Raw genomic sequence first — 19,556 nt, forward strand, 5'->3', positions numbered from 1 at the left:
GGGGGGGGGGGGGGGGGGGGGGGGGGGGGGGGGGGGGGGGGGGGGGGGGGGGGGGGGGGGGGGGGGGGGGGGGGGGGGGGGGGGGGGGGGGGGAGGGGGGGGGGGGGGGGGGGGGGGGGGGGGGGGGGGGGGGGGGGCCGCCCGCCCCCCCCCCACGCCGGGTGTCACGGGCGGAAGCGCAGGATCTGCGGGTCGTGGTCGCTGATCTGGTCGTGGAACTCCGCGTTGATGTGCACGCTGTCGTAGTCCAGGTCGCAGCCGCGGCGGATCGACGGGCTGACCAGGATCTGGTCCAGGACCTGGCTGTTGCCCTGGTAGACGTAGGAGTAACGCTCGCTGCGGGGCAGCGACTTGATCGCCGACCAGAGTTCGCCGCGGCCCTCCAGGAGCTGCGCGGTCTTCGAGAACTCGAAGTCGTTGATGTCGCCCAGCGTGATGACGTCCGCGTTCTTCTGGACGTCGAGGATGTCCTTCACGAAGGCGTTCACCACTGTGGCCTGCTGGTGGCGCTGGGTCTCGGAGCTGCGCGCCGGGGGCTGGTACTGGGAGGTGAACCCCTGGTCGCCGCCCTTGGAGTTGAAGTGGTTGGCGATGACGAAGACCGTGCGGCCGCGGAAGGTGAACTCGCCGGCCAGCGGCTTGCGGCTGCTCTTCCAGGCCTCGTTGGTGGGCGCGATGCGGCCGGGGCTGAGGGTCAGGTGCGCCTTGCCGCGGATCTTCTCGACGCCGGTGGCGGTCGTGGCGTCGCCGCCCGCGCGGTCCGCGAAGGAGACCCGCTCGGGGTTGAACAGGAACGCCTGGCGGATGTTGCCGCCCGGCTCGCCGCCGTCGGTGCCGTCGGCCGGGTCGATCGAGCGCCAGTCGTACGTCGGACCGCCGGCCGCGGCGATCGCGTCGATCAGCTTGTTCAACGTCTGGTCGGCCGCGACCGTGCCGTCGTTCGTCGCGCCGTTGTTGTCCTGGATCTCCTCCAGGGACACGATGTCGGGGGACTTCAGGTTGTTCACGATCGCGGAGGCGTGCGCGGCGAACGTGTCGTCCGACGGGTCGAGGTTCTCGACGTTGTAGGTCGCGACCGCGAGTTCGGACGAGCGCTGTTCGCGGGTCGTCTCGCGCTCCAGGCCCGCGCTCTCCAGGGTGCCGAGCTCGCTCGCGACCAGCGTGTAGCCGCCGAACTGGTTGTAGTCCAGCGGACCGGAGGTGCTGCCCGCGAGGGTGTCGCCCACGTTCGCCTTGGGGAAGGCGGCGGGCGTGCCGAGCGACTGGATCTGGAGACGGCCGGTGTTCTGGTCGTCGTAGGAGCCGTAGACCGTGCCGCCGTGGCGGTTGTGGTTCTCGTGCGGCTTCACCGTCACCCACAGCTCGGTGTACGGGTCGGTGGCGCCGACCACGCGGGTGTCGGTGACCTGGACGGTCATGCCCTCCAAGGCCTCGTAGTGGTCCAGGGCGTACGCGGCGGGCCTCAGCGGCAGCGCGTTGATCGAGCCGCCGGCGGCGGTGTCACCGGCCGGGGCGTAGGCCGCCGGGACCGAGCGCGAGGTGATCGCCGTCGCGGCGGGGAGGGCGTTGCCGCTGGAGACGACCGTGGTCGTCGGCTTGGTGATCTCCGTGACGGACTGGTTGCCGGAGTTCGCGCCGCCCGGGACGAACTCGGTGACCGTGCCGCTCACCGTCACCGAGTCGCCCACGGCGACCCCCTTGGGGGTGGAGCTGGTGAAGACGAAGACGCCCTCACTGGTCGCCGGGTCGGCGTCCGGGCTCGGGTCCTGGATCCAGAAGCCGCGGGAGGACCCGTAGGTCCGGATGCCGGTGACGATTCCGGCCACGTCGGTGACCTGCTTGCCCGCGTACGGGGACGTCCGGGTGGTGCCCTGGATGTCGTGGACGCGGACCGACTCCGCGTGCGCGGGGGTGGTGAGGACGATCGTGGAAGCCGCGGAACAGGCGGCGGCGACGGTGAGCGCGGCGAGGCGCGCGGACGACTTGCTCGGCAACGGGATTCCCTCCGGGGACGTGACAGGGCGCCGGGACGAGGGCGAACGGGTGGGACGACTGCTGGCCGCTCCCTGCGGGGCGGGGCGGTGACGCGCGTAGACGCGGGCGGGACGGGTGGACGGGGTGGGGCCGGTCCGGTGAACAAGTGTCCGCCGACTTCTACGCGCGTCAATCTCCAGCCTGTTCATGTCACTTGTCAAGGTTTCGGCCATGTACGGCGGCCGACGAGGAGATGAAGTGGGCGGCATGGGTGGAAATCCGTCTAGGCTGAGCGGTTGAGCCACCTGAGGCGCGCTGGGCCTGTCGTTCGGATCGGGCCCGGGAACCGACAGTGGCTGATCGACGCGGTCGAGCGGGATCCGGCGCGTGCAGCTGCAAGGCGGACGACAACGCGGCAGACGTGCCTGTCGGAACCCGCGTCTGCGGCGTGATCCGAACGACAGGCCCTAGGAGAACCAGCCGATGTCAGACAGCTCCCCCCTGCCGCCGGTGCGGCTGCACACCGAAGCGGAGCTGGCGCGCGACGCGCTGTCCACACCGTTGCTGTCCCGAGCCGCCCGGCTCGCCCGCTGGGCCGGGCCGGACACCCGCGTCGACGCCGGGGGCGGCCTCGTCGACAAACAGCTGCCCGCCGCCGTCGAGACGCTCGGCCTGAGCGGGGACGACGCCGCCGCCGACGCCAGTGAGGCCTGGCGGGTCGCCGTCGACGCCGGTCTCGTCGAGGTCCTCGACGAGGAGGAGGGCACCGTCCGGGCGGGCGAGGAACTCGCGCTGCTCACCGGCGGCTCCCCGCAGGACGTCCTGGCCGTCTGGCTCGCCGCACTGGAGACCGTGCTCGCCGACGCGAGCGTGCGCGACCTGGACGGACTCCTCGACGAGGACGGCGAGGTCGACCTGTCCGCCCTGGAGTGGGACCCCGAGGCCGAGGCCGAGTTCCTGGACGGCGTCCTCGGCAACCTCTACCTGCTGACCGCGGGCGAGGACACCCCCGGCGGCGCCCCCGTGCCCCTCCCGGCACTGGCCGCCTCGGTGATCGTGCCGAGCGACATGGACGAGCCCACCAACGACGTCCTGGAGCAGGTGTCCGACGCGATGATGCGGCTGGACGACCAGTTCCGGATGCTGGAGCCGGTCGGATTCGTCGAGTACCAGCCGGTGGACGAGGCGCTGATGGCCGACGCCGACGAGGAGCCCGCCGCTCCCGTCGACGACACCGACGTCTCCCGCTACGGCATGGTCCGGCTCACCCCGCTCGGGCTCTACGGCATGCGCGCCCGGCTGCTGGAGGCCGGTTTCGACGCCCCCGCCGTCGGCGGCCTCACCGACAAGGGAGCCGACGCGCTGCTCGACGGCACCGCCGGCTACCCGCCCGGGGCCGCGCAGGCCGAGACGGAACAGTGGCTCCGGCAGCGCGAACCGCTCGCCGCGGCGCGGGAGTTGCTGGTGGCGGCGCGGGGTTCCGACGCCGGGGCGCCGTTGCGGCGGCTGCGCTGCCAGCAGGCCCTGTCCCTGGTCGGCGCCTCGGCCGAACCCGCCCTGCGGGAGGTGCTCGACGACGCCGAACTGGGCGGGCTCGCCCGCGTCTGGCTGACCGAGCAGGGCGCGGCGGACGTGCCGGCGCCGTCCGAGGCGATGGTGTACTGGCTGACCATCGACACGGTCGCCGCGCAGCTCGCGGCGGAAGGGAACTCCGAGGAGCTGCGGGCTCTGGTGCAGGGGCTCGCACAGCAGCACAGCGGGTTCTTCGCCGCCGTGTGGCGGGTGGACCACCCCGCGACCGCCGATGTGCTGGAAGCCATGGGGCGGCTGCATCCCGACAAGAAGGTGGCGAAGGAAGCGCGGAAGGCGGCGTTCAAGGCGCGGTCGCAGCAGGGGAGCTGATCCGGTTCCGCGCGTGCACGGCGCCGTCTCGGCTTGTCGCGCAGTTCCCCGCGCCCCCAGGGTGTGTTCAACCGGCGTTCACGGTCGAGCGGGACGGTTTCGCCGAAAGAGGTCCGCCACCTCCCACGGCATCCTCACCGTCTCAGGAGACTCCATGTCGCTCACCCGTAGGGACTTCGCCAGGAACACCGCGATCACCGGCGCCGGTGTCGCGCTGGCGGGCAGTGTCGGGGCCCTCGCCACGGCCCCGAACGCCCTCGCGTCCTACGACACCGACAGTGCCGAGGGCGCCGCGGACGCCCGGCACGGCGTCGGCTACGGGCCGCTCGTCCCCGACCCCCGGGGCATCCTCGCGCTGCCCGCCGGCTTCACGTACCGCGTCATCACGCACAGCGGGAGAACCACGCTGGAGACCGGCGAGTCCACGCCGTCCAACCACGACGGCACCGCCGCCTTCGACGGCCCCCGCGGCACCACCCTGCTCGTCAACAACCACGAGCTGAAGGGCCCGCGCGCCAACTGGACGCATCCCGTGCCCCTCACCGAGGGCCTCGTCTACGACCCGGCCGCGGCCGGCGGCTGCACCGTCGTCGAGGTGCGCCCCGACGGACGCGTCGCCGAGTGGGTGGGCATCGCCGGCACCTCCACCAACTGCGCGGGCGGCCGCACCCCGTGGGGCACCTGGCTCACCTGCGAGGAGAACTCCGACAAGGCCGGCGTCAACGGCATGACCAAGGACCACGGGTACGTGTTCGAGGTCGACCCCGCCGACCGCCGCGCCAACCGCGACCCCAAGCCGCTGAAGTTCTTCGGCCGTTACGACCACGAGGCCGTCGTCATCGACCCCAAGCGCGGCCACGCCTACCTCACCGAGGACGCCTCCGGCCCCAACGGCCTCTTCTTCCGCTGGACCCCGCCGAAGGGATTCACCTACGGCCACGGGAAGTTCCGTCGGCTCGCCGACGACGCCGGTGTGCTCCAGGCGCCCAAGTGCTTCGACGCGGGCGGCAGGTTCGTCGACGACCTCTCCCGCGCCACCCGCATCGGCACCGTCTACGGCGTCGACTGGGTGGACGTCCCCGACCGCGACGCCCGCACCACCCCCGTGCGCAAGCAGTTCGGCGACCGCGACGTCACGCGCGCCCGCAAACTGGAGGGCATGTGGTGGGGCGACGGCGGCGCCTACATCGTGTCGTCCTACGCCCGTGACGAGAGCCCCGTCCGGCACGACGGCCAGGTCTGGTTCTACGACCCCAAGCGCCGCACCCTGACGCTGAAGGTGCTGCTCGGCGTGAACCCCGACCCGGCGAAGGACGGCGCGTTCGACGGGCCCGACAACATCACCGTCTCCCCGTACGGCGGTCTCGTCATCGCGGAGGACGGCGAGGGCGTGCAGCACCTGTTCGGAGCCACCGACAGCGGACGCACGTACCCGATCGCCCGCAACGAATGGAACATCGGCACCGAGGAGGAGCCGGAGTACAGCGAGTTCACCGGGGTCACCTTCTCGCCCGACGGCCGGACCCTCTACGCCAACATCCAGACGCCCGGCATCATGCTCGCCATCACCGGCCCCTGGAAGCGGCAGAAGAAGCACTAAATTCGTTCGCAGCTCCCGCGGCGCGCCTCCTACAGTGAGATCACAACGTCACGCACCTCCCGGTGCGAGGGCAGCGGCTACTTCCTCCAAAGAACTCGACGCCGCCGCCGATCTGATCTCGGGAGGCGCGGCATGGTGGGTGCCCGGTGCGAAGGCAACGGCTACTTCCTGGGATCGGATGGTTGCGGGTTCGAGTCCCGTCGGCGACCTCGGGTCGCCGTAGCTCAATGGGTAGAGCATCTGAATGAGTCCGTCGCCGCATTCTGTCCTCGGGCACCCACCGCTTTTCCTGCCGCGTCCCCTGAACAACGAGGAACGAATTCGGGGGAATTCACCATGGCGCGATTCAACAGCAAGGCGACGCGGGCCCGTCCCGTCTCGCGGGTGACGTCGACGGGGCGTGTGCTGCGCACCTTCGAGGGCGGCCGGGGCCGCGAACGGGACGCGCGCTCGGAGCTGTTCCTGCTCGCCGTCTCCCACCTCGTCTCCCAGCGCAGCTTCTACGAGACGGGCGAGGACCGCGACGACCGGTTCCGGCGGCTCGTGCGCGAACTCGCCGTCCGGGACCCCGGGTGGACGGCCGGCCTGCTCGGCTGGCTGCGCGGCGCGGGCAACCTGCGCACCGCCTCCGTCGTCGGCGCCGCCGAGTACGTCAAGGCCCGCCTGGACGCCGGAGCGACCGGCGGACCGTCCAACCGGCAGGTCGTCGACTCCGTCCTCCAGCGGCCCGACGAGCCCGGCGAGCTGCTCGCCTACTGGACCACGACCTACGGCCGCAACGTGCCCAAGCCCGTCAAACGCGGCGTCGCCGACGCCGTGCGCCGCCTGTACCACGGCAGGGCCCTGCTGAAGTACGACACCGCCTCCAAGGGCTACCGCTTCGGCGACATCCTGAACCTCGTGCACGCGGCTCCCGACCCGGGAAAGCCCTGGCAGGGCGAGCTGTTCCGCCACGCCCTCGACCGCCGCCACCACCCGGACACCGCCGTGCCGCCCGCCTCGGAGCCCGTCCTCACCGCGCACCGCGCGCTGATGGCGCTGCCCGTCGCACAGCGGCGCGCGGTCGTGACCGCCGAGGGCGGCTCCGAGCGGCTGGCCGCGGCCGGGATGACGTGGGAGGCGCTGGCGGGCTGGTTGCAGGGGCCGATGGACGCGGCCGCCTGGGAGGCCGTCATCCCCTCCATGGGGCCGATGGCGCTGCTGCGCAATCTGCGCAACTTCGACGAGGCCGGTGTGCGCGACGAGGTCGCCGAGCAGGTCTGCGCCCGGATCAGCGACCCCGCGGAGGTCGCCCGCTCGCGGCAGTTCCCCTTCCGCTACCTCGCCGCCCACCGGCACGCGCCCTCGCTGCGCTGGTCGTACGCCCTGGAGCGGGCGCTCGGCCACTCGCTGGCCAACGTGCCCGCGCTGTCCGGCCGGACGCTGGTGCTCGTGGACCGCTCGGGTTCGATGTTCTGGTCGCGGCTGTCCGACCGCTCGGCGCTCACCTGGGCCGACGCGGCCGCGGTGTTCGGCACGGCGCTCGCGCTGCGGGCCGAGCACGCCGACCTGGTCGAGTTCGGCTCCACCAGCGACCGCGTGCCCTTCCGCGCGGGCGAGTCCGTGCTGAAGGTCCTCGACCGCTTCCACAGTCTGAGCGGCACCGACACCACGGAAGCGCTGCGCCGGCACTACGACGGGCACGACCGGGTGCTGATCGTCACCGACGAGCAGTACACGCACCACCACCGCGGCGGTCCGGCCGAGCAGGTCCCGGCCGACGTGCTGCTCTACACCTGGAACCTGGCCGGTCACCCGGCGGGCCACGGCCCCTCGGGCGCGGCGAACCGGCACACCTTCGGGGGCCTGTCGGACGCCGCCTTCCGCATGGTCCCGCTGATCGAGGCCGCACGGGACGCCGACTGGCCCTGGGCGGCCTGAGCGATCGGAGCCCGCGCTGCGCATCCGCAGCGCGGGCCCTGCACCGCATGCGGACCGCGGGCCCTGCACCGCATGCGGAGCGCGGGCCCTGCACCGCATGCGGACCGCCGGCCCTGCACTGCATGCGGACCGCTGGCCCCGCACCGCATGCGGAGCGCGGGCCCTGCACCGCATGCGGACCGCCGGCCCTGCACTGCATGCGGACCGCTGGCCCCGCACCGCATGCGGAGCGCCGGCCCCGGATCGCCGGCCCCGGATCGCCGCGTCCGGGCCCTTGTTGCCTCCGGCGCTGACATCTAACATTTCAGTCGTGGACACCATGCGGCCCGTGCCCCGCGCCCTGCTCAGGGACCGGGCGTACGCGGCGATCAGGGACGCCATCGTGGCCGGGGACATCGAACCCGGCACGGTGGTGCGGGACGCCGACCTTGCGGAGCGGCTCGGGCTGTCCCGCGCCCCGGTGCGCGAGGCCTTCTCCCGGCTCGTGGACGAGGGCCTGCTGGAGAGCAAGCCGCAGAGCTACACCCGGGTGACGCCGCTGGTGGCCGCCGACGTCCGGGACGCCGCGGCCGTCGTCGGGGCCATGCACGAACTCGCCACCCGGGCCGCCGTGCCCCGCCTGACCGCAGCGGACATCGCCGCGATGCGCGCCGCCAACGCGCGGTTCGCCGCGGCCGTGGACAGCGGGGACGTCGAGGCGGCCCTGCGTGCCGACGACGAACTGCACGACGTCCTCGTGCGCGCCGGCGGCAACCGCGCGGCCGCCGCGACCGCCGCCCGCTACACCCCGCTCATCCGCCGCCTGGAACGCCGGCGCTTCGGCGAGGGGGGCAGCTGCCGCTCGGCCGGGCTGCACGAGCGGCTCATCGACGCCTGCGCGGCCGGGGACGCGGCCGAGGCGGTCCGTGTCACCGCGCAGATCTGGCGAGGGCTCGAAGAGCTCGCCGACTGACGGACCGGAACCGACCGGGAGGACCCATGCCCCTTTCCTCGTACGCCCGTTATCCCTTGCTCTTCGGCCCCTCGCCCGTGCACCGGCTGGAACGGCTGACCGAACGTCTCGGCGGCGCCTCCCTGTGGGCCAAGCGCGAGGACTGCAACTCCGGCATCGCCTACGGCGGGAACAAGACCCGCAAGCTGGAGTACCTGGTCGCCGACGCGCTCGCCCAGGGCTGCGACACCCTCGTGTCGATCGGCGGCGTGCAGTCCAACCACACCCGCCAGGTCGCCGCCGTCGCCGCCCGGGCCGGACTCGCGTGCGTCCTGGTGCAGGAGAGCTGGGTGGACTGGCCCGACGCGGTGTACGACAAGGTCGGCAACATCCTGGTCAGCCGGCTCGCCGGGGCCGACGTACGGCTGGTGAGGGCCGGGTTCGGCATCGGTTTCAAGGAGAGCTGGGAACAGGCGCTGCGCGAGGTCGAGGAGTCCGGCGGCAAGCCCTACGCCATCCCGGCCGGTGCCTCCGACCACCCCCTCGGTGGACTCGGCTTCGCCGCCTGGGCGCACGAGGTGGCCCAGCAGGAGAGGGAACTGGGCGTCTTCTTCGACACCGTCGTCGTCTGCTCGGTGACCGGGTCGACCCAGGCCGGCATGGTCGCCGGCTTCGCCGCGCTGGAGGAGGCCGGAGGACGCCCCCGCCGGGTGCTCGGCATCGACGCCTCGGCCGCACCCGCCGCCACCCGGGCGCAGATCGCCCGGATCGCCCATCGCACCGGCCGACTGATCGGCGTCAAGCGGGAGTTGACCGAGGACGACGTCGAACTCGACGACCGGTACCACGCCGGCGTCTACGGCGTGCCCGACGAGGCCACCCTGGACGCCATGCGCCTGGCCGCGCGCACGGAGGGGATGGTCACCGACCCCGTCTACGAGGGCAAGTCCATGGCGGGCATGGTGGACCTGGTGCGGCGGGGCGAGATAGGCCGGGACGCGACGGTGCTGTACGCCCACCTGGGCGGGCAGCCGGCCCTGAACGCCTACAGCGCGCTGTTCTGAGTCCCCTCGCGGGAATCGGCCGGGCGGCGGGGGCGTTGCCCCCGGTGAGCCGACGTCGCCGAGGAGGCGCCATGTCCGACGCACCAGCCGTCCGCGAGCTCCGCCTGGTCGTGACGGCGGAGGACTACGACGCCGCCCTGCACTTCTACCGGGACGTCCTCGGCCTGCCCGAGAGGGACGCGTTCGCCTCCGAGGACGGGCGGGTCACCATCCTGGAGGCCGGACGGGCCACGCTGGAGCTGACCGATCCGAACCACGCCGCGTTCATCGACGACGTGGAGGTGGGACGGCGCGTGGCCGGGCACATCCGCGTCGCCTTCCGGGTGGACGACTCGGCCGCCGCCACCGCCCGGCTGGAGGCCGCCGGGGCCGAGGTCGTCGCCGAGCCGGTCCGCACCCCCTGGAACTCCCTCAACGCACGGCTCCAGGCCCCCGGCGCCCTCCAGCTGACGCTGTTCACCGACCTCGACGGCTGACGGGGCCCGCCGTCCGGCCGCCCGGACCCGGCCCGGCCGGCGCCGGTTACAGTGCTGGACGTGTGGACCGACGGACAGCGCGCGGAGCCGGGAGCCGAAGGGCCCGGCGGTGCGCGGCGCCGGGCCACCATCCACGACGTCGCCCGCCTGGCCGGCGTGTCCCGCCAGACGGTCTCCCGCGCGGTCAACGACAAGGGCGAGATAGACCCCGCCACCAAGGAACGGGTCCTGGAGGCGGTGCGGCTCCTGGACTACCGGCCGAGCCGGTTCGCGCGCGGACTCGTGCAGAAGGGCGCCGTCACCGCGGGCCTGGTCATCCCGGACCTGCGCAACCCGTTCTTCCCCGAGGTCGCCGCCGGGGTGCTGGAGGCCGCCGAGCAGCGCGGCTGGCAGGTCGTCGTCTGGGACTCCCGGATCGACGAGGCCCGCGAGCGGCAGGCCCTGGACGTGCTCTCCCACCAGGCCGACGCGGTCATCGGCTACTTCAGGGACTCCGACGAGGTCCTCACCCGGCACCTCGCGGGCGTACCACTGGTGCTGCTGGAGCGGGGGCCGCGGCAGACCGGGTTCGCCGCCGTCGGCATCGACGCCGTGAGCGGGGTCGGTGCGGGCCTGGACCACCTGCACCGCGCCGGGCACCGCCGGATCGGCATGCTGGACGGCGTGCACGGCCCCGAGCACCGGCGGCGGGCCTTCCTGGACCACGTGCGGCGGCTCGGCCTGCCGGTGGACGAGGGCTGGGTCGCGACGTGCCCGGAGCACAGTGTGGCGGGCGGCGAGGCCGGCATGGAGCGGCTGCTGCGGGAACGGCCCGGGATCACCGCCGTGTTCGGCTTCAACGACCTCATCGCGGTGGGGGCGATGCGCGCCGCGCGCCGCCGCGGCCGGGGGATTCCGGACGACCTGGCCGTCCTGGGCTTCGACGGGCTCTCCCTGGGCGAACTGGTGGAGCCCGCCCTGACCACCCTGCACATCGACAAGCGGCGGCTGGGGCGGCTGGCCGTGGAGCAGGTGGCCCGGTTGCGGGCGGGCGACGAGCCGCTGCGGGGCCCGGACGCCTGGGTGACGCCCGAGCTGGTCGTGCGCGCCTCCGCCTGAGCCGTACGGCCGCACCGGGCGGGCACGGTGCGGCGGGCCGTTGCGGCTAAGGTGCCCGAAGGGTCCCCGGTCGGTCCGTGAGGAGGGCGCGTGGTGCAGGTCAGGCCCATGCGGGCGGATGCCCGGCGCAACCGCGAGCGGCTGCTGCAGGTGGCCGTGGAGGCGTTCGCCGAGCACGGCGAGAACGCCTCCCTGGACGACATCGCCAAGCGGGCGGGTGTCGGGTCCGGCACGCTGTACCGGCATTTCCCGACCCGGCAGGCCCTGCTGGAGGCGGTGTACCTGGACCGGATCGAGGCGATCGCCGCCCGGGCCGACGCACTCGCCGCCGCGCTGGCACCGGGGGAGGCCCTGGCGGAGTGGCTGTACGAGGTCGGCGCCGGGCTGATCCGGATGCGCGGGCTGCGGACGCTGCTCGGCCCGGCCGTCACCGGCGGTGCGGGGGCGGTGGCCACGGCCTGCGGCGACTCGGTGCGCGGCGCGGCGCGACGGCTGGTCCGGGCCGCGCAGGAGGAGGGCACCCTGCGGCAGGACGTGGCGCCGGAGGACGTCCTGCGCCTGGCCCACGGCATGGCGACGGCGTCGGAACTGGCCGACGGGGAGTGCGGTCACATGCGGCGCTACCTGTCCCTGCTGACGGAGGGGCTCCGCCCACGCGACCACTGACCCGGGCGGCCGGCTCCGGCGAGGCCGCCCGGACGCCCTCGGGGAGGGCGCCCGGGGTGCGGCCGCCGGGGTGTCACAGGGCCTGGGCGGCCGGCTTCACCATCCCCCGTACCGTGCGGGACTTCACGAAGTCGCCCATCGCCGTCATCTCCCACTCGCCGGAGAACTGGCGGATCAGCTTGGCCATCATCACGCCCGTCTGGGCCTCGGCGCCGGTCAGGTCGAAGCGGACCAGCTCCTCGCCCGTGGCGGCGTCGAGGAGGCGGCAGTAGGCCTTGGCCACCTCGGTGAACTTCTGGCCGGAGAAGGAGTTCACCGTGAAGACCAGGCCCGTGACCTCCTGGGGCAGACGGCCGAGGTCGACCGTGATGACCTCGTCGTCGTCGCCGCCCTCACCGGTGAGGTTGTCGCCGGAGTGGCGGATCGCGCCGCCGACGATCTGGAGCTTGCCGAAGTAGCAGCTGTCGATGTGGTTGCGCTGCGGCCCGTAGGCGATGACCGAGGCGTCCAGGTCGATGTCCTTGCCGCGGTACGCCGGCTCCCAGCCGAGGCCCATCTGCACCTGGGACAGCAGGGGACGGCCGCCCTTGATCAGCGAGACGGTCTGGTTCTTCTGGAGGCTGACGCGGCCCTTGTCGAGGTTGATCTTCCCCGCGCCGGGAGCGGGCGGCGGGGGCGTGGCGGGAGCGGCCGGGGGAGCGGCGGGCGCGGTGACGGGCGGGGCCGGCGGCTGCACCGGGGCCGGGGGCGGGGCCACCGGCTGAGCGGGGGCGGCCGGTTCCTCCACCGTCACACCGAAGTCCGTGGCGATGCCCGCCAGGCCGTCGGCGTAGCCCTGGCCGACCGCGCGGGCCTTCCACTGGCCGTTGCGCAGGTACACCTCGACGATCACCAGGGCCGTCTCGCTGCCGAGCTGCGGGGGTGTGAAGGTGGCGAGGACCGAGCCGTCGTCCGCGTTGCGGAGGGTGGCCGTCGGTTCGATGCCCTGGAAGGTCTGGCCCGCGGCGTCCGGGCTGGCCGTGATGGCGATCTTCTCGATGCCCGGGGGGAGGGCGGTCGTGTCGACGACGATGGCGTCGGGGGCGGAGCCGCCGCCCGAGCGGTACGTCACGCCCGGGCCCGACGGCTGGTTGTAGAAGATGAAGTCGTCGTCGGAGCGCACCTTGCCGTCGGCGGTGAGCAGCAGGCCCGATACGTCGAGCCGCACCGGAGCGGCGACGTCCACCGTCACGCGGGCGGCGGACAGGGGGATGTTCGAGCCGGGGGTCATAGCTGTCATGCCGGGTGAACGAGCGAGGCGGTTTTGCCGTTCCCTTACCTTGCTGCCATTCGGGTCAGCGGCGGTTGCGCGGGTGGTCGCGGGCGGTGCGCTCGTTTCCGCGCTTGTAGTTCCCGGTCCAGCGGGCCATGACGAGCTGGGGGTCCGAGGCCTCGACCTCGGCGAGGAACCGCGCGGCCCGCGGCCCGTTCAGGGTGGTGGCGGGGCGGCCGTGGTGGCTGATGCGGACGCTTCCGCCGGTGTGCTGCTCGTAGGTGAAGCCGTGAGGTCGTGGCATGCCCGCGAGCGTACGGGGGCGGGGCGGGCCGGCCCACCGGATTTCCGCCCGCCCCGCCCGCCGGCCCCGCCCCGCCGGCCCCGTCCGCCGTGCCCTCGGCGGCCCGCCGTCCTACGGCACGACCACGATCTTGCGGCCGACGCCCGCCGCGAACTGCTCCAGCGCCTCGGGGTACCGCGCCAGCGGGATGCGGTCGCTGATGAAGATCTCGGGGTCGAGGACGCCGTTGGCGAAGAGCTCCGCCGCCCGCTCGAAGCTGTGCAGCACCGCCATCGAGCCGGTGATGGTGATCTCCTGGTTGTAGATGCGGTACGGGTCGATGGTCACGCGGGTCGCGTAGTCGGCGACGCCGAACTGCAGGAACGTACCGGCCTTGGCCACCCGGTCCAGGCCGTCCTGGATGGCGGCCGCGTTGCCGGTGGCGTCCACGACCAGGTCCCAGCCCTGGGGACGGTCGAGTTCGTCCGGGTTCGCCGCGGAGGCCGACACACCGAGGCGGCGGGCCGTCTCCAGCCGGGCCGGGTTCACGTCGACGACGTCCACGCTCGCCGCGCCGGTGCGCTTGGCCAGCTCCAGCATCATCAGGCCCATCGTGCCGGAGCCGTAGATCAGCACGTGCGCGCCCAGGCGGGACTGGAGCACGTCGTAGCCGCGCACCGCGCAGGACAGCGGCTCCACCAGGGCGGCGTCCTCGGTGCGGACGTGGTCGGGGAGCCTGACGCAGTTCGCCACCGGGGCGACGGCGTACTGCGCGGCGCCGCCGGCCGTCGTCACGCCGATCGCCGCCCAGCGTTCGCACAGGTTGTTGTGGCCGGTGCGGCAGTAGCGGCACTCGTAGCAGTACAGGGACGGGTCGACGGCGACCCGGTCGCCGACCGCCACCTCAGTGACCTGGGTGCCGACGCCGACGACCTCGCCCGCGAACTCGTGCCCGGGCACGATCGGCAGCTTGGGGGCGAACTCGCCCTGGAGGATGTGCAGGTCGGTGCCGCACAGGCCGCAGGCCGCGACCTCGACGACGACCTCGCGCGGCCCCGGCGCCGGGTCCGGGACCTCGGTGACGACGGCCCTGCCCACGGACTCGATGACGGCGGCCTTCATTTCACGGCTCCCAACGACAGGCCCTGGACCAGCTTGTCCTGGGCGGCGAACCCCGCGGCGAGCACCGGCAGGGAGATGACGAGCGACGCGGCGCACACCTTCGCCAGGAACAGGCCCTGGCTGGTGATGAAGCCGGTCAGGAACACCGGCGCGGTCTCGGCGACCACGCCCGTCAGCACACGGGCGAACAGCAGCTCGTTCCAGCTGAAGATGAAGCAGATCAGGGCGGTGGCGGCGATGCCCGGCAGGGCGATGGGGGCGACCACGCGGGCCAGGACGGTGGGCAGCCGGGCCCCGTCCACCCGGGCCGCCTCGATCACCGCGACGGGGATCTCGGCGAGGAACGACTGCATCATCCACACCGCGATCGGCAGGTTCATGGAGGTGTAGAGGATGACGAGCAGCCAGATGTTGTCGAGCATGCCGGCGTTCTTGGCGAACAGGTAGATCGGCAGCAGGCCCGCAACGACCGGCAGCATCTTGGTGGACAGGAAGAAGAACAGCACGTCCGTCCACTTGCGGACCCGGTTGATCGACAGGGCGTAGGCCGCCGGGAAGGCCAGCAGCAGCACCAGCAGGGTCGACGCGACGGACGCGACCGTGGAGTTGATCAGGGCGGGCCAGGGGCTCGCGCCGCCGCCCGCGCCGAAGAACTCGCGGTAGCCGTCCAGGGTCAGGGCCGCCGCGAAGGACGGCGGATTGGTCGCCGCGTCCGTCTCCGAGTGGAAGGACGTCAGCGCCATCCACGCGATGGGCAGGAAGAACGCGATGCCGAGCAGCCAGGCCAGCAGGCCCAGGCCCGCACCCTTGCCACGGACGCGGCGGGCACGCGGGGCGATCGTGCTCATGCGCGGGACACCTCCTCGCGGAACAGGGACGACACCACGCGCAGGGCGAAGGTCGCGATGACGATCGAGCCGATGACCACCAGGACGCCGGCGGCCGAGGCGAGGCCGTTCTCGTGGGCCTGGTAGAAGGTCTGGTAGACGGTGTAGGGGAGGTTGGCGGTGCCGAGGCCGCCGGACGTAATCGTGAAGACCGCGTCGAAGTTCTGCACGATGTAGATCGACCCCAGCAGGGCGCCGAGTTCGAGGTAGCGGCGCAGGTGCGGCAGCGTCAGGTGGACGAAGATCTGCCAGTCGCTCGCCCCGTCGACCCGCGCCGCCTCGATCTGCTCGTGGTCGCGGCTCTGCAGGCCGGCGAGCAGGATCAGCATCATGAACGGTGTCCACTGCCAGATGAGCGAGGCCTCGACGGCGAGCAGCGGGGTGTTCGAGATCCAGTCGGGCTGTGGTCCGCCCACATAGTGCAGCAGCCCGTTGAACAGGCCGTATTCGGGGTTGTAGAGCACGTGTTTCCAGAGCAGGGCCGCCGCGACCGGCACCACCAGGAAGGGTGCGATCAGCAGCGTGCGCACGATGCCCCGGCCGCGGAACCTGCGGTCCAGCAGCAGCGCCAGGACCAGGCCGAGCACCAGGCTGGCCAGGACCACCGCCACCGTCAGCAGGACGGTCGTCCCCACCGAGTGGCGCAGGTCCGGGTCGGTGAGGACCTCCTGGTAGTTGTCGAGGCCGGCGAAGCGACGGGCGTCCGGGTAGAGGGAGTTCCAGTCGAAGAAGGAGATCACCAGCGTGGCCACGAAGGGCAGCTGGGTGACGACGATCATGAAGATCAGGGCGGGGAGCAGCGGGGCGCGGGTGGCCCAGGCGCGCAGGCGGCCGGAGGGCCGGCGGACCGGTGGGGGTGTCCCGGGAGCGGCCACGGGGGCCGTGGTGGTGGCGGTCATCGTCCCTCGTACTCCTCGGAGATCTTCTCGGCGAGCTCCTGGGACGTGCGCAGGGCCGACTCCACGGACTGGCGTCCGGCGATGGCCGCGCTGATCTCCTGGGAGACCTTGGTGCCCAGGTCGGTGAACTCGGGGATGCCGACGAACTGGATGCCGGGCGCGGGCCGCGGCTGCACGCCCGGATCGGTGGGCCGCGCCTGCTCGATGGCCTCCTTGGTCATCTCCTGGAAGGCGCCGGCCTCCTCGCGGTAGGCGGGGTTGGCGTACGTCGAGGCCCGTTTGCCGGCCGGCACGTTCGACCAGCCGACCTTGTCGCCGACCAGCTGCTCGTACTCCTTGCCGGAGGCCCAGGAGACGAACTTCCAGGCGTTGTCCGGGTTGCGGGAGGCCTGCTGGATGCCCCAGGCCCAGGTGTACAGCCAGCCCGAGGACTTCGTCCGCTCCACGGGGGCGGGGGCGTAGCCCACCTTGCCCTTGACCGGGGACCCGGCCGCCTCCAGGGAGCCGGCCGCGGAGGTGGCGTCGTACCACATGGCGACCTTGCCCTGGGTCATGTTGTTGAGGCACTCGGCGAACCCGGCCTGGGCCGCGCCGGACTCGCCGTGCTCGCGCACCAGGTCCACGTAGAACTTCGTGGCCTTCTCGAACTCGGGGGAGTCCAGCCGCGCCTTCCAGTCCTTGTCGAACCAGGTGCCGCCGAAGGTGTTCACGACGGTCGTCAGGGGTGCCATGACCTCGCCCCAGCCGGGCAGTCCGCGCAGGCAGATGCCCTTCATGCCGGGTTCGGCGCCGTCGGCCTTCGCCGCGAGGTCCGCCACCTGCCGCCAGGTGGGCCGGGCCGGCATCGTCAGGCCCTTCTTCTCGAACACGTCCTTGCGGTACATGAGGAACGACGACTCGCCGTAGAACGGCTGGCCGTAGAGCTTGCCGTCCTCGGCGGTGAGGGACTGGCGCATCGGCGTGAGCACGTCCTGCTCGTCGTAGGCCCGGTCCTTCGCGACGTAACCGTTCATCTCGTGCAGCCAGCCGTTGCGGGCGTAGATGGGTATCTCGTAGTTGGACAGCGTGGCGACGTCGTACTGGCCGGCCTGGTTGGCGAAGTCCTGGCTGATCTTGTCGCGGACGTCGTTCTCGGGCAGGACGGTGAAGTTGACCTTGATGCCGGTCTCTTCGGTGAAGTGCTCGCGGGTCAGTTTCTGCAGTTCGACCATCTGCGGGTTGTTGACCATCAGGACGTTGATGGCGTCGCCGCCGGATCCGGCCCCGCCCGCGCCGACCCAGCAGCCGGAGAGCAGCGGGGCGAGCAGCGTCCCTGCGGCGGCCAGGGCGAGCGGGGCTCGCGGTGGCCGTCGTCGGCTCTGGGTTCGCATGGATCGCTCCTGGATGTATGGGGACATAAGGGATGTGCGGAGGTGCGCCGGGGCGGGGGGTGGTGCTCCGGCGGGGACGCGTGCGCTCGTCTCAGACGCGGATGACGTGCGGTCCGAGCAGGGAGTAGCGGTGGGCCTCGGAGGACGGCAGCAGGGTGCTCGTCACGATCGTCTCCAGCGCGCCGACCTCGGCGAACCGGCAGAAGCTGACCGCGCCGAACTTGGTGTGCACACCGGCGAAGACCGTGCGCCGGGCGGCCCGGATCGCCTGCGCCTTCACCTCGCTGACGGCCGGGTCCGGGGTGGTCAGGCCGTGTTCGCGGGAGATGCCGTTGGCGCCGATGTAGGCCAGGTCGACGACGAAGCCGGACAGCATCTTCGTCGTCCAGTGGTCGACGGTGGCGAGCGTTCCGGAGCGCACCCGGCCGCCGAGCAGCAGCACGGACACGGTGTCCGTCCCGGCGAGCGCGCCGGCGACCGGCAGGGAGGCGGTGACCACGGTCAGCGGCCGGTCCCGGGGCAGCGCCTCGGCGATGAGCTGCGGGGTGAAGCCCTCGTCGATGAACACGGTCTCGGCGTCCCCGAGCAACTGCGCCGAGGCGGCGGCGATCCGGCGTTTCTCGGGCACGTGGCTGGTGGCCCGGAAGGCGAGCGTCGTCTCGAAGCCGGCGCTCTCCACCGGGTAGGCGCCGCCGTGGGTGCGGCGCAGCAGGCCGTGGTCCTCCAGGACCCGCAGGTCCCGGCGGACGGTCTCCTTGGCCACCCCGAGCTCGCCGGCGAGGGCGGTGACGTCGACCGATCCGTCACGCCGTGCGGCCAGCACGATCTCGCGCTGGCGTTCTTCCGCCGTCTTGTTCATGGCCGTCATGCTGCCTTCCTGCCGTGCCCTGCCCGTTCGGGCCGGAGCGGGGCCTCGCAGGAAGTTCTACAGCGGGTTGCGCCGCCTGGACCAGGTCTGTTGTGACGGCGATCCTGCCCGCTTGTGCCCGTTCGGTCGTGGACACGCCCGGGCTGTGGCGGGTGGGGCGGGGCCGTCCGCGTGGGTGTATCGGCTGCTCAGGTGCCGTCCGCAGGTCCGGGGGGCGATGCCCGATCGGATCATGGCCGTGCCCGAACGCCCGTACGGGCGGGCCCGTTTGCTGCCCGCCCGTCCTCCCGCGACCGCTCTTTCCGGTCAGTACGGCCAGATCGGCGGGTCGGTCACGAAGTGGCCGCCCAGGCAGGCGTGCGCCGGGTCGTCCGGGTCCAGTTCGCCCTGCTCGGCGATGAGCTTCGGCGCCCAGGGCTCGGAGTCGTCCTGCGGCTCGTAGCCGAGCGCGCGGGCGCCGCTCAGGTCCCACCACAGCCGGGTGTTGGCGGAGGAGCCGTGGACGACGGTGTGGCCGACGCCCTCGGCGGTCAGGGCCGCGTGGAAGAGGCGGGCGCCGTCGGCGGGGCTCATCCACACCGAGAGCATGCGCACACTGGTCGGCTCGGGGAAGCAGGAGCCGATGCGCACCGAGACCGTCTCCAGACCGTGCTTGTCCCAGTAGAGCTGCGCGAGGTCCTCGCCGAAGCACTTGGACAGGCCGTAGAAGGTGTCCGGGCGGCGCGGGGTGCCGACGGGGATCAGGGGGTCGTCGCCCTGCGGGCGCGGGGTGTAGCCGACGGCGTGGTTGGAGGAGGCGAAGACGATCCGGCGGACGCCCTCCTCGCGGGCGGCCTCGTACAGGTGGTAAGTGCCCTCGATGTTGGCCCTGAGGATCTTCTCGAAGGGGGCTTCCAGGGAGATGCCCGCGAGGTGGATGATCGCGTCGACGCCCCGGACGGCCTCGCGCAGGGCGTCCCGGTCGGCGAGGTCGGCGGTGATCGCGTCGGGCGCGCCCTCGACGGGGCGCATGTCCAGCAGTCGCAGGTCGTAGCCGTAGTCCGGGAGCAGCCCGCGCATCAGGGTGCCGAGGCCGCCGGCGGCGCCGGTGAGCAGGACGGTGCGGACAGCGGGCATCCTCGGGTCTCCTTGACTCGCCGGTCGTGCAGATGAGCGCACGGCATTCATATGCGTGGACACGCTAGGGAGCCGGGGCGGAACCCGTCAAGTGGCCGGTGGAGTCGGTGAATCCGCTGGTGTGTCGC

The 19,556-nt window shown here is 72.7% G+C and carries 17 protein-coding genes; 8 read left to right on the plus strand and 9 right to left on the minus strand.

The annotated features are described in order from the left end of the window. Positions 1-164 precede the first annotated feature (164 nt). Positions 165-1,994, minus strand: coding sequence for an endonuclease/exonuclease/phosphatase family protein (locus ACZ6ZN_RS31720; RefSeq protein ID WP_469651579.1), 1,830 nt, complete (start codon positions 1,992-1,994; stop codon positions 165-167). Between the two features lie 463 nt (positions 1,995-2,457). Between ACZ6ZN_RS31720 and ACZ6ZN_RS31725 the strand changes: the two genes are divergently transcribed. The 8 genes from ACZ6ZN_RS31725 (at position 2,458) to ACZ6ZN_RS31760 (ending at position 11,631) form a co-directional block, all read left to right on the plus strand. Next, positions 2,458-3,876, plus strand: coding sequence for a hypothetical protein (locus ACZ6ZN_RS31725; protein ID WP_469651581.1), 1,419 nt, complete (start codon positions 2,458-2,460; stop codon positions 3,874-3,876). A 154-nt stretch (positions 3,877-4,030) separates the two neighbouring features. After that, entirely contained in the window at positions 4,031-5,476 is a 1,446-nt protein-coding gene (locus ACZ6ZN_RS31730; protein WP_398112349.1) for an alkaline phosphatase PhoX, read from the plus strand. A 336-nt stretch (positions 5,477-5,812) separates the two neighbouring features. Beyond that, entirely contained in the window at positions 5,813-7,396 is a 1,584-nt protein-coding gene (locus tag ACZ6ZN_RS31735; protein ID WP_469651583.1) for a TROVE domain-containing protein, read from the plus strand. Between the two features lie 310 nt (positions 7,397-7,706). Next, positions 7,707-8,348, plus strand: a complete 642-nt coding sequence (locus ACZ6ZN_RS31740) for a GntR family transcriptional regulator (RefSeq protein ID WP_469651585.1) — start codon at positions 7,707-7,709, stop codon at positions 8,346-8,348. A gap of 26 nt (positions 8,349-8,374) precedes the next feature. Continuing rightward, entirely contained in the window at positions 8,375-9,391 is a 1,017-nt protein-coding gene (locus ACZ6ZN_RS31745; RefSeq protein ID WP_469651587.1) for a 1-aminocyclopropane-1-carboxylate deaminase, read from the plus strand. Between the two features lie 71 nt (positions 9,392-9,462). Beyond that, positions 9,463-9,867, plus strand: a complete 405-nt coding sequence (locus ACZ6ZN_RS31750) for a VOC family protein (RefSeq protein ID WP_451877371.1) — start codon at positions 9,463-9,465, stop codon at positions 9,865-9,867. A 60-nt stretch (positions 9,868-9,927) separates the two neighbouring features. Beyond that, on the plus strand, positions 9,928-10,965 hold the full coding sequence (locus tag ACZ6ZN_RS31755) for a LacI family DNA-binding transcriptional regulator (RefSeq protein WP_469651589.1): 1,038 nt from the start codon (positions 9,928-9,930) through the stop codon (positions 10,963-10,965). Positions 10,966-11,055: 90 nt separating this feature from the next. Then, positions 11,056-11,631: a TetR/AcrR family transcriptional regulator gene (locus tag ACZ6ZN_RS31760; protein WP_398112356.1), complete on the plus strand. Its 576-nt coding sequence runs from the start codon at positions 11,056-11,058 to the stop codon at positions 11,629-11,631. A gap of 73 nt (positions 11,632-11,704) precedes the next feature. Here the strand turns inward: ACZ6ZN_RS31760 and ACZ6ZN_RS31765 are convergent, their stop codons facing one another. From ACZ6ZN_RS31765 to ACZ6ZN_RS31800, 8 genes are all read right to left on the minus strand, one after another. Then, positions 11,705-12,901, minus strand: coding sequence for a TerD family protein (locus ACZ6ZN_RS31765; protein ID WP_469651706.1), 1,197 nt, complete (start codon positions 12,899-12,901; stop codon positions 11,705-11,707). A 64-nt stretch (positions 12,902-12,965) separates the two neighbouring features. Beyond that, complete coding sequence (locus ACZ6ZN_RS31770) at positions 12,966-13,187, minus strand: hypothetical protein (protein WP_398112357.1); 222 nt, start codon at positions 13,185-13,187, stop codon at positions 12,966-12,968. A gap of 111 nt (positions 13,188-13,298) precedes the next feature. Continuing rightward, positions 13,299-14,288, minus strand: a complete 990-nt coding sequence (locus ACZ6ZN_RS31775) for a zinc-dependent alcohol dehydrogenase family protein (protein ID WP_469651602.1) — start codon at positions 14,286-14,288, stop codon at positions 13,299-13,301. Continuing rightward, on the minus strand, positions 14,285-15,136 hold the full coding sequence (locus tag ACZ6ZN_RS31780) for a carbohydrate ABC transporter permease (protein WP_398112359.1): 852 nt from the start codon (positions 15,134-15,136) through the stop codon (positions 14,285-14,287). The genes ACZ6ZN_RS31775 and ACZ6ZN_RS31780 overlap by 4 nt, the downstream gene beginning before the upstream one ends. Next, positions 15,133-16,074: a carbohydrate ABC transporter permease gene (locus ACZ6ZN_RS31785; protein WP_469651604.1), complete on the minus strand. Its 942-nt coding sequence runs from the start codon at positions 16,072-16,074 to the stop codon at positions 15,133-15,135. The genes ACZ6ZN_RS31780 and ACZ6ZN_RS31785 overlap by 4 nt, the downstream gene beginning before the upstream one ends. Next, positions 16,071-17,444, minus strand: a complete 1,374-nt coding sequence (locus ACZ6ZN_RS31790) for an ABC transporter substrate-binding protein (protein WP_451877375.1) — start codon at positions 17,442-17,444, stop codon at positions 16,071-16,073. Before ACZ6ZN_RS31790 ends, ACZ6ZN_RS31785 begins: the two co-directional genes overlap by 4 nt. A 91-nt stretch (positions 17,445-17,535) precedes the next feature. Then, the gene (locus tag ACZ6ZN_RS31795; protein WP_398112362.1) at positions 17,536-18,312 is read right to left on the minus strand and encodes a DeoR/GlpR family DNA-binding transcription regulator; all 777 of its coding nucleotides are present in this window, start codon (positions 18,310-18,312) and stop codon (positions 17,536-17,538) included. 306 nt (positions 18,313-18,618) lie between these two features. After that, positions 18,619-19,428: an NAD-dependent epimerase/dehydratase family protein gene (locus ACZ6ZN_RS31800; protein ID WP_398112363.1), complete on the minus strand. Its 810-nt coding sequence runs from the start codon at positions 19,426-19,428 to the stop codon at positions 18,619-18,621. Positions 19,429-19,556: the final 128 nt, after the last annotated feature.

Source organism: Streptomyces sp. NPDC053665 (assembly GCF_055585285.1).

Excerpts from the sequence above, each read along its gene's own strand:
- ACZ6ZN_RS31725 (WP_469651581.1), top strand. The coding sequence starts at position 2,458 with ATGTCAGACAGCTCCCCCCTGCCGCCGGTGCGGCTGCACACCGAAGCG.
- ACZ6ZN_RS31730 (WP_398112349.1), top strand. The coding sequence starts at position 4,031 with ATGTCGCTCACCCGTAGGGACTTCGCCAGGAACACCGCGATCACCGGC.
- ACZ6ZN_RS31735 (WP_469651583.1), top strand. The coding sequence starts at position 5,813 with ATGGCGCGATTCAACAGCAAGGCGACGCGGGCCCGTCCCGTCTCGCGG.
- ACZ6ZN_RS31745 (WP_469651587.1), top strand. The coding sequence starts at position 8,375 with ATGCCCCTTTCCTCGTACGCCCGTTATCCCTTGCTCTTCGGCCCCTCG.
- ACZ6ZN_RS31750 (WP_451877371.1), top strand. The coding sequence starts at position 9,463 with ATGTCCGACGCACCAGCCGTCCGCGAGCTCCGCCTGGTCGTGACGGCG.
- ACZ6ZN_RS31765 (WP_469651706.1), bottom strand. The coding sequence starts at position 12,901 with ATGACCCCCGGCTCGAACATCCCCCTGTCCGCCGCCCGCGTGACGGTG.
- ACZ6ZN_RS31770 (WP_398112357.1), bottom strand. The coding sequence starts at position 13,187 with ATGCCACGACCTCACGGCTTCACCTACGAGCAGCACACCGGCGGAAGC.
- ACZ6ZN_RS31775 (WP_469651602.1), bottom strand. The coding sequence starts at position 14,288 with ATGAAGGCCGCCGTCATCGAGTCCGTGGGCAGGGCCGTCGTCACCGAG.
- ACZ6ZN_RS31780 (WP_398112359.1), bottom strand. The coding sequence starts at position 15,136 with ATGAGCACGATCGCCCCGCGTGCCCGCCGCGTCCGTGGCAAGGGTGCG.
- ACZ6ZN_RS31785 (WP_469651604.1), bottom strand. The coding sequence starts at position 16,074 with ATGACCGCCACCACCACGGCCCCCGTGGCCGCTCCCGGGACACCCCCA.
- ACZ6ZN_RS31790 (WP_451877375.1), bottom strand. The coding sequence starts at position 17,444 with ATGCGAACCCAGAGCCGACGACGGCCACCGCGAGCCCCGCTCGCCCTG.
- ACZ6ZN_RS31795 (WP_398112362.1), bottom strand. The coding sequence starts at position 18,312 with ATGACGGCCATGAACAAGACGGCGGAAGAACGCCAGCGCGAGATCGTG.
- ACZ6ZN_RS31800 (WP_398112363.1), bottom strand. The coding sequence starts at position 19,428 with ATGCCCGCTGTCCGCACCGTCCTGCTCACCGGCGCCGCCGGCGGCCTC.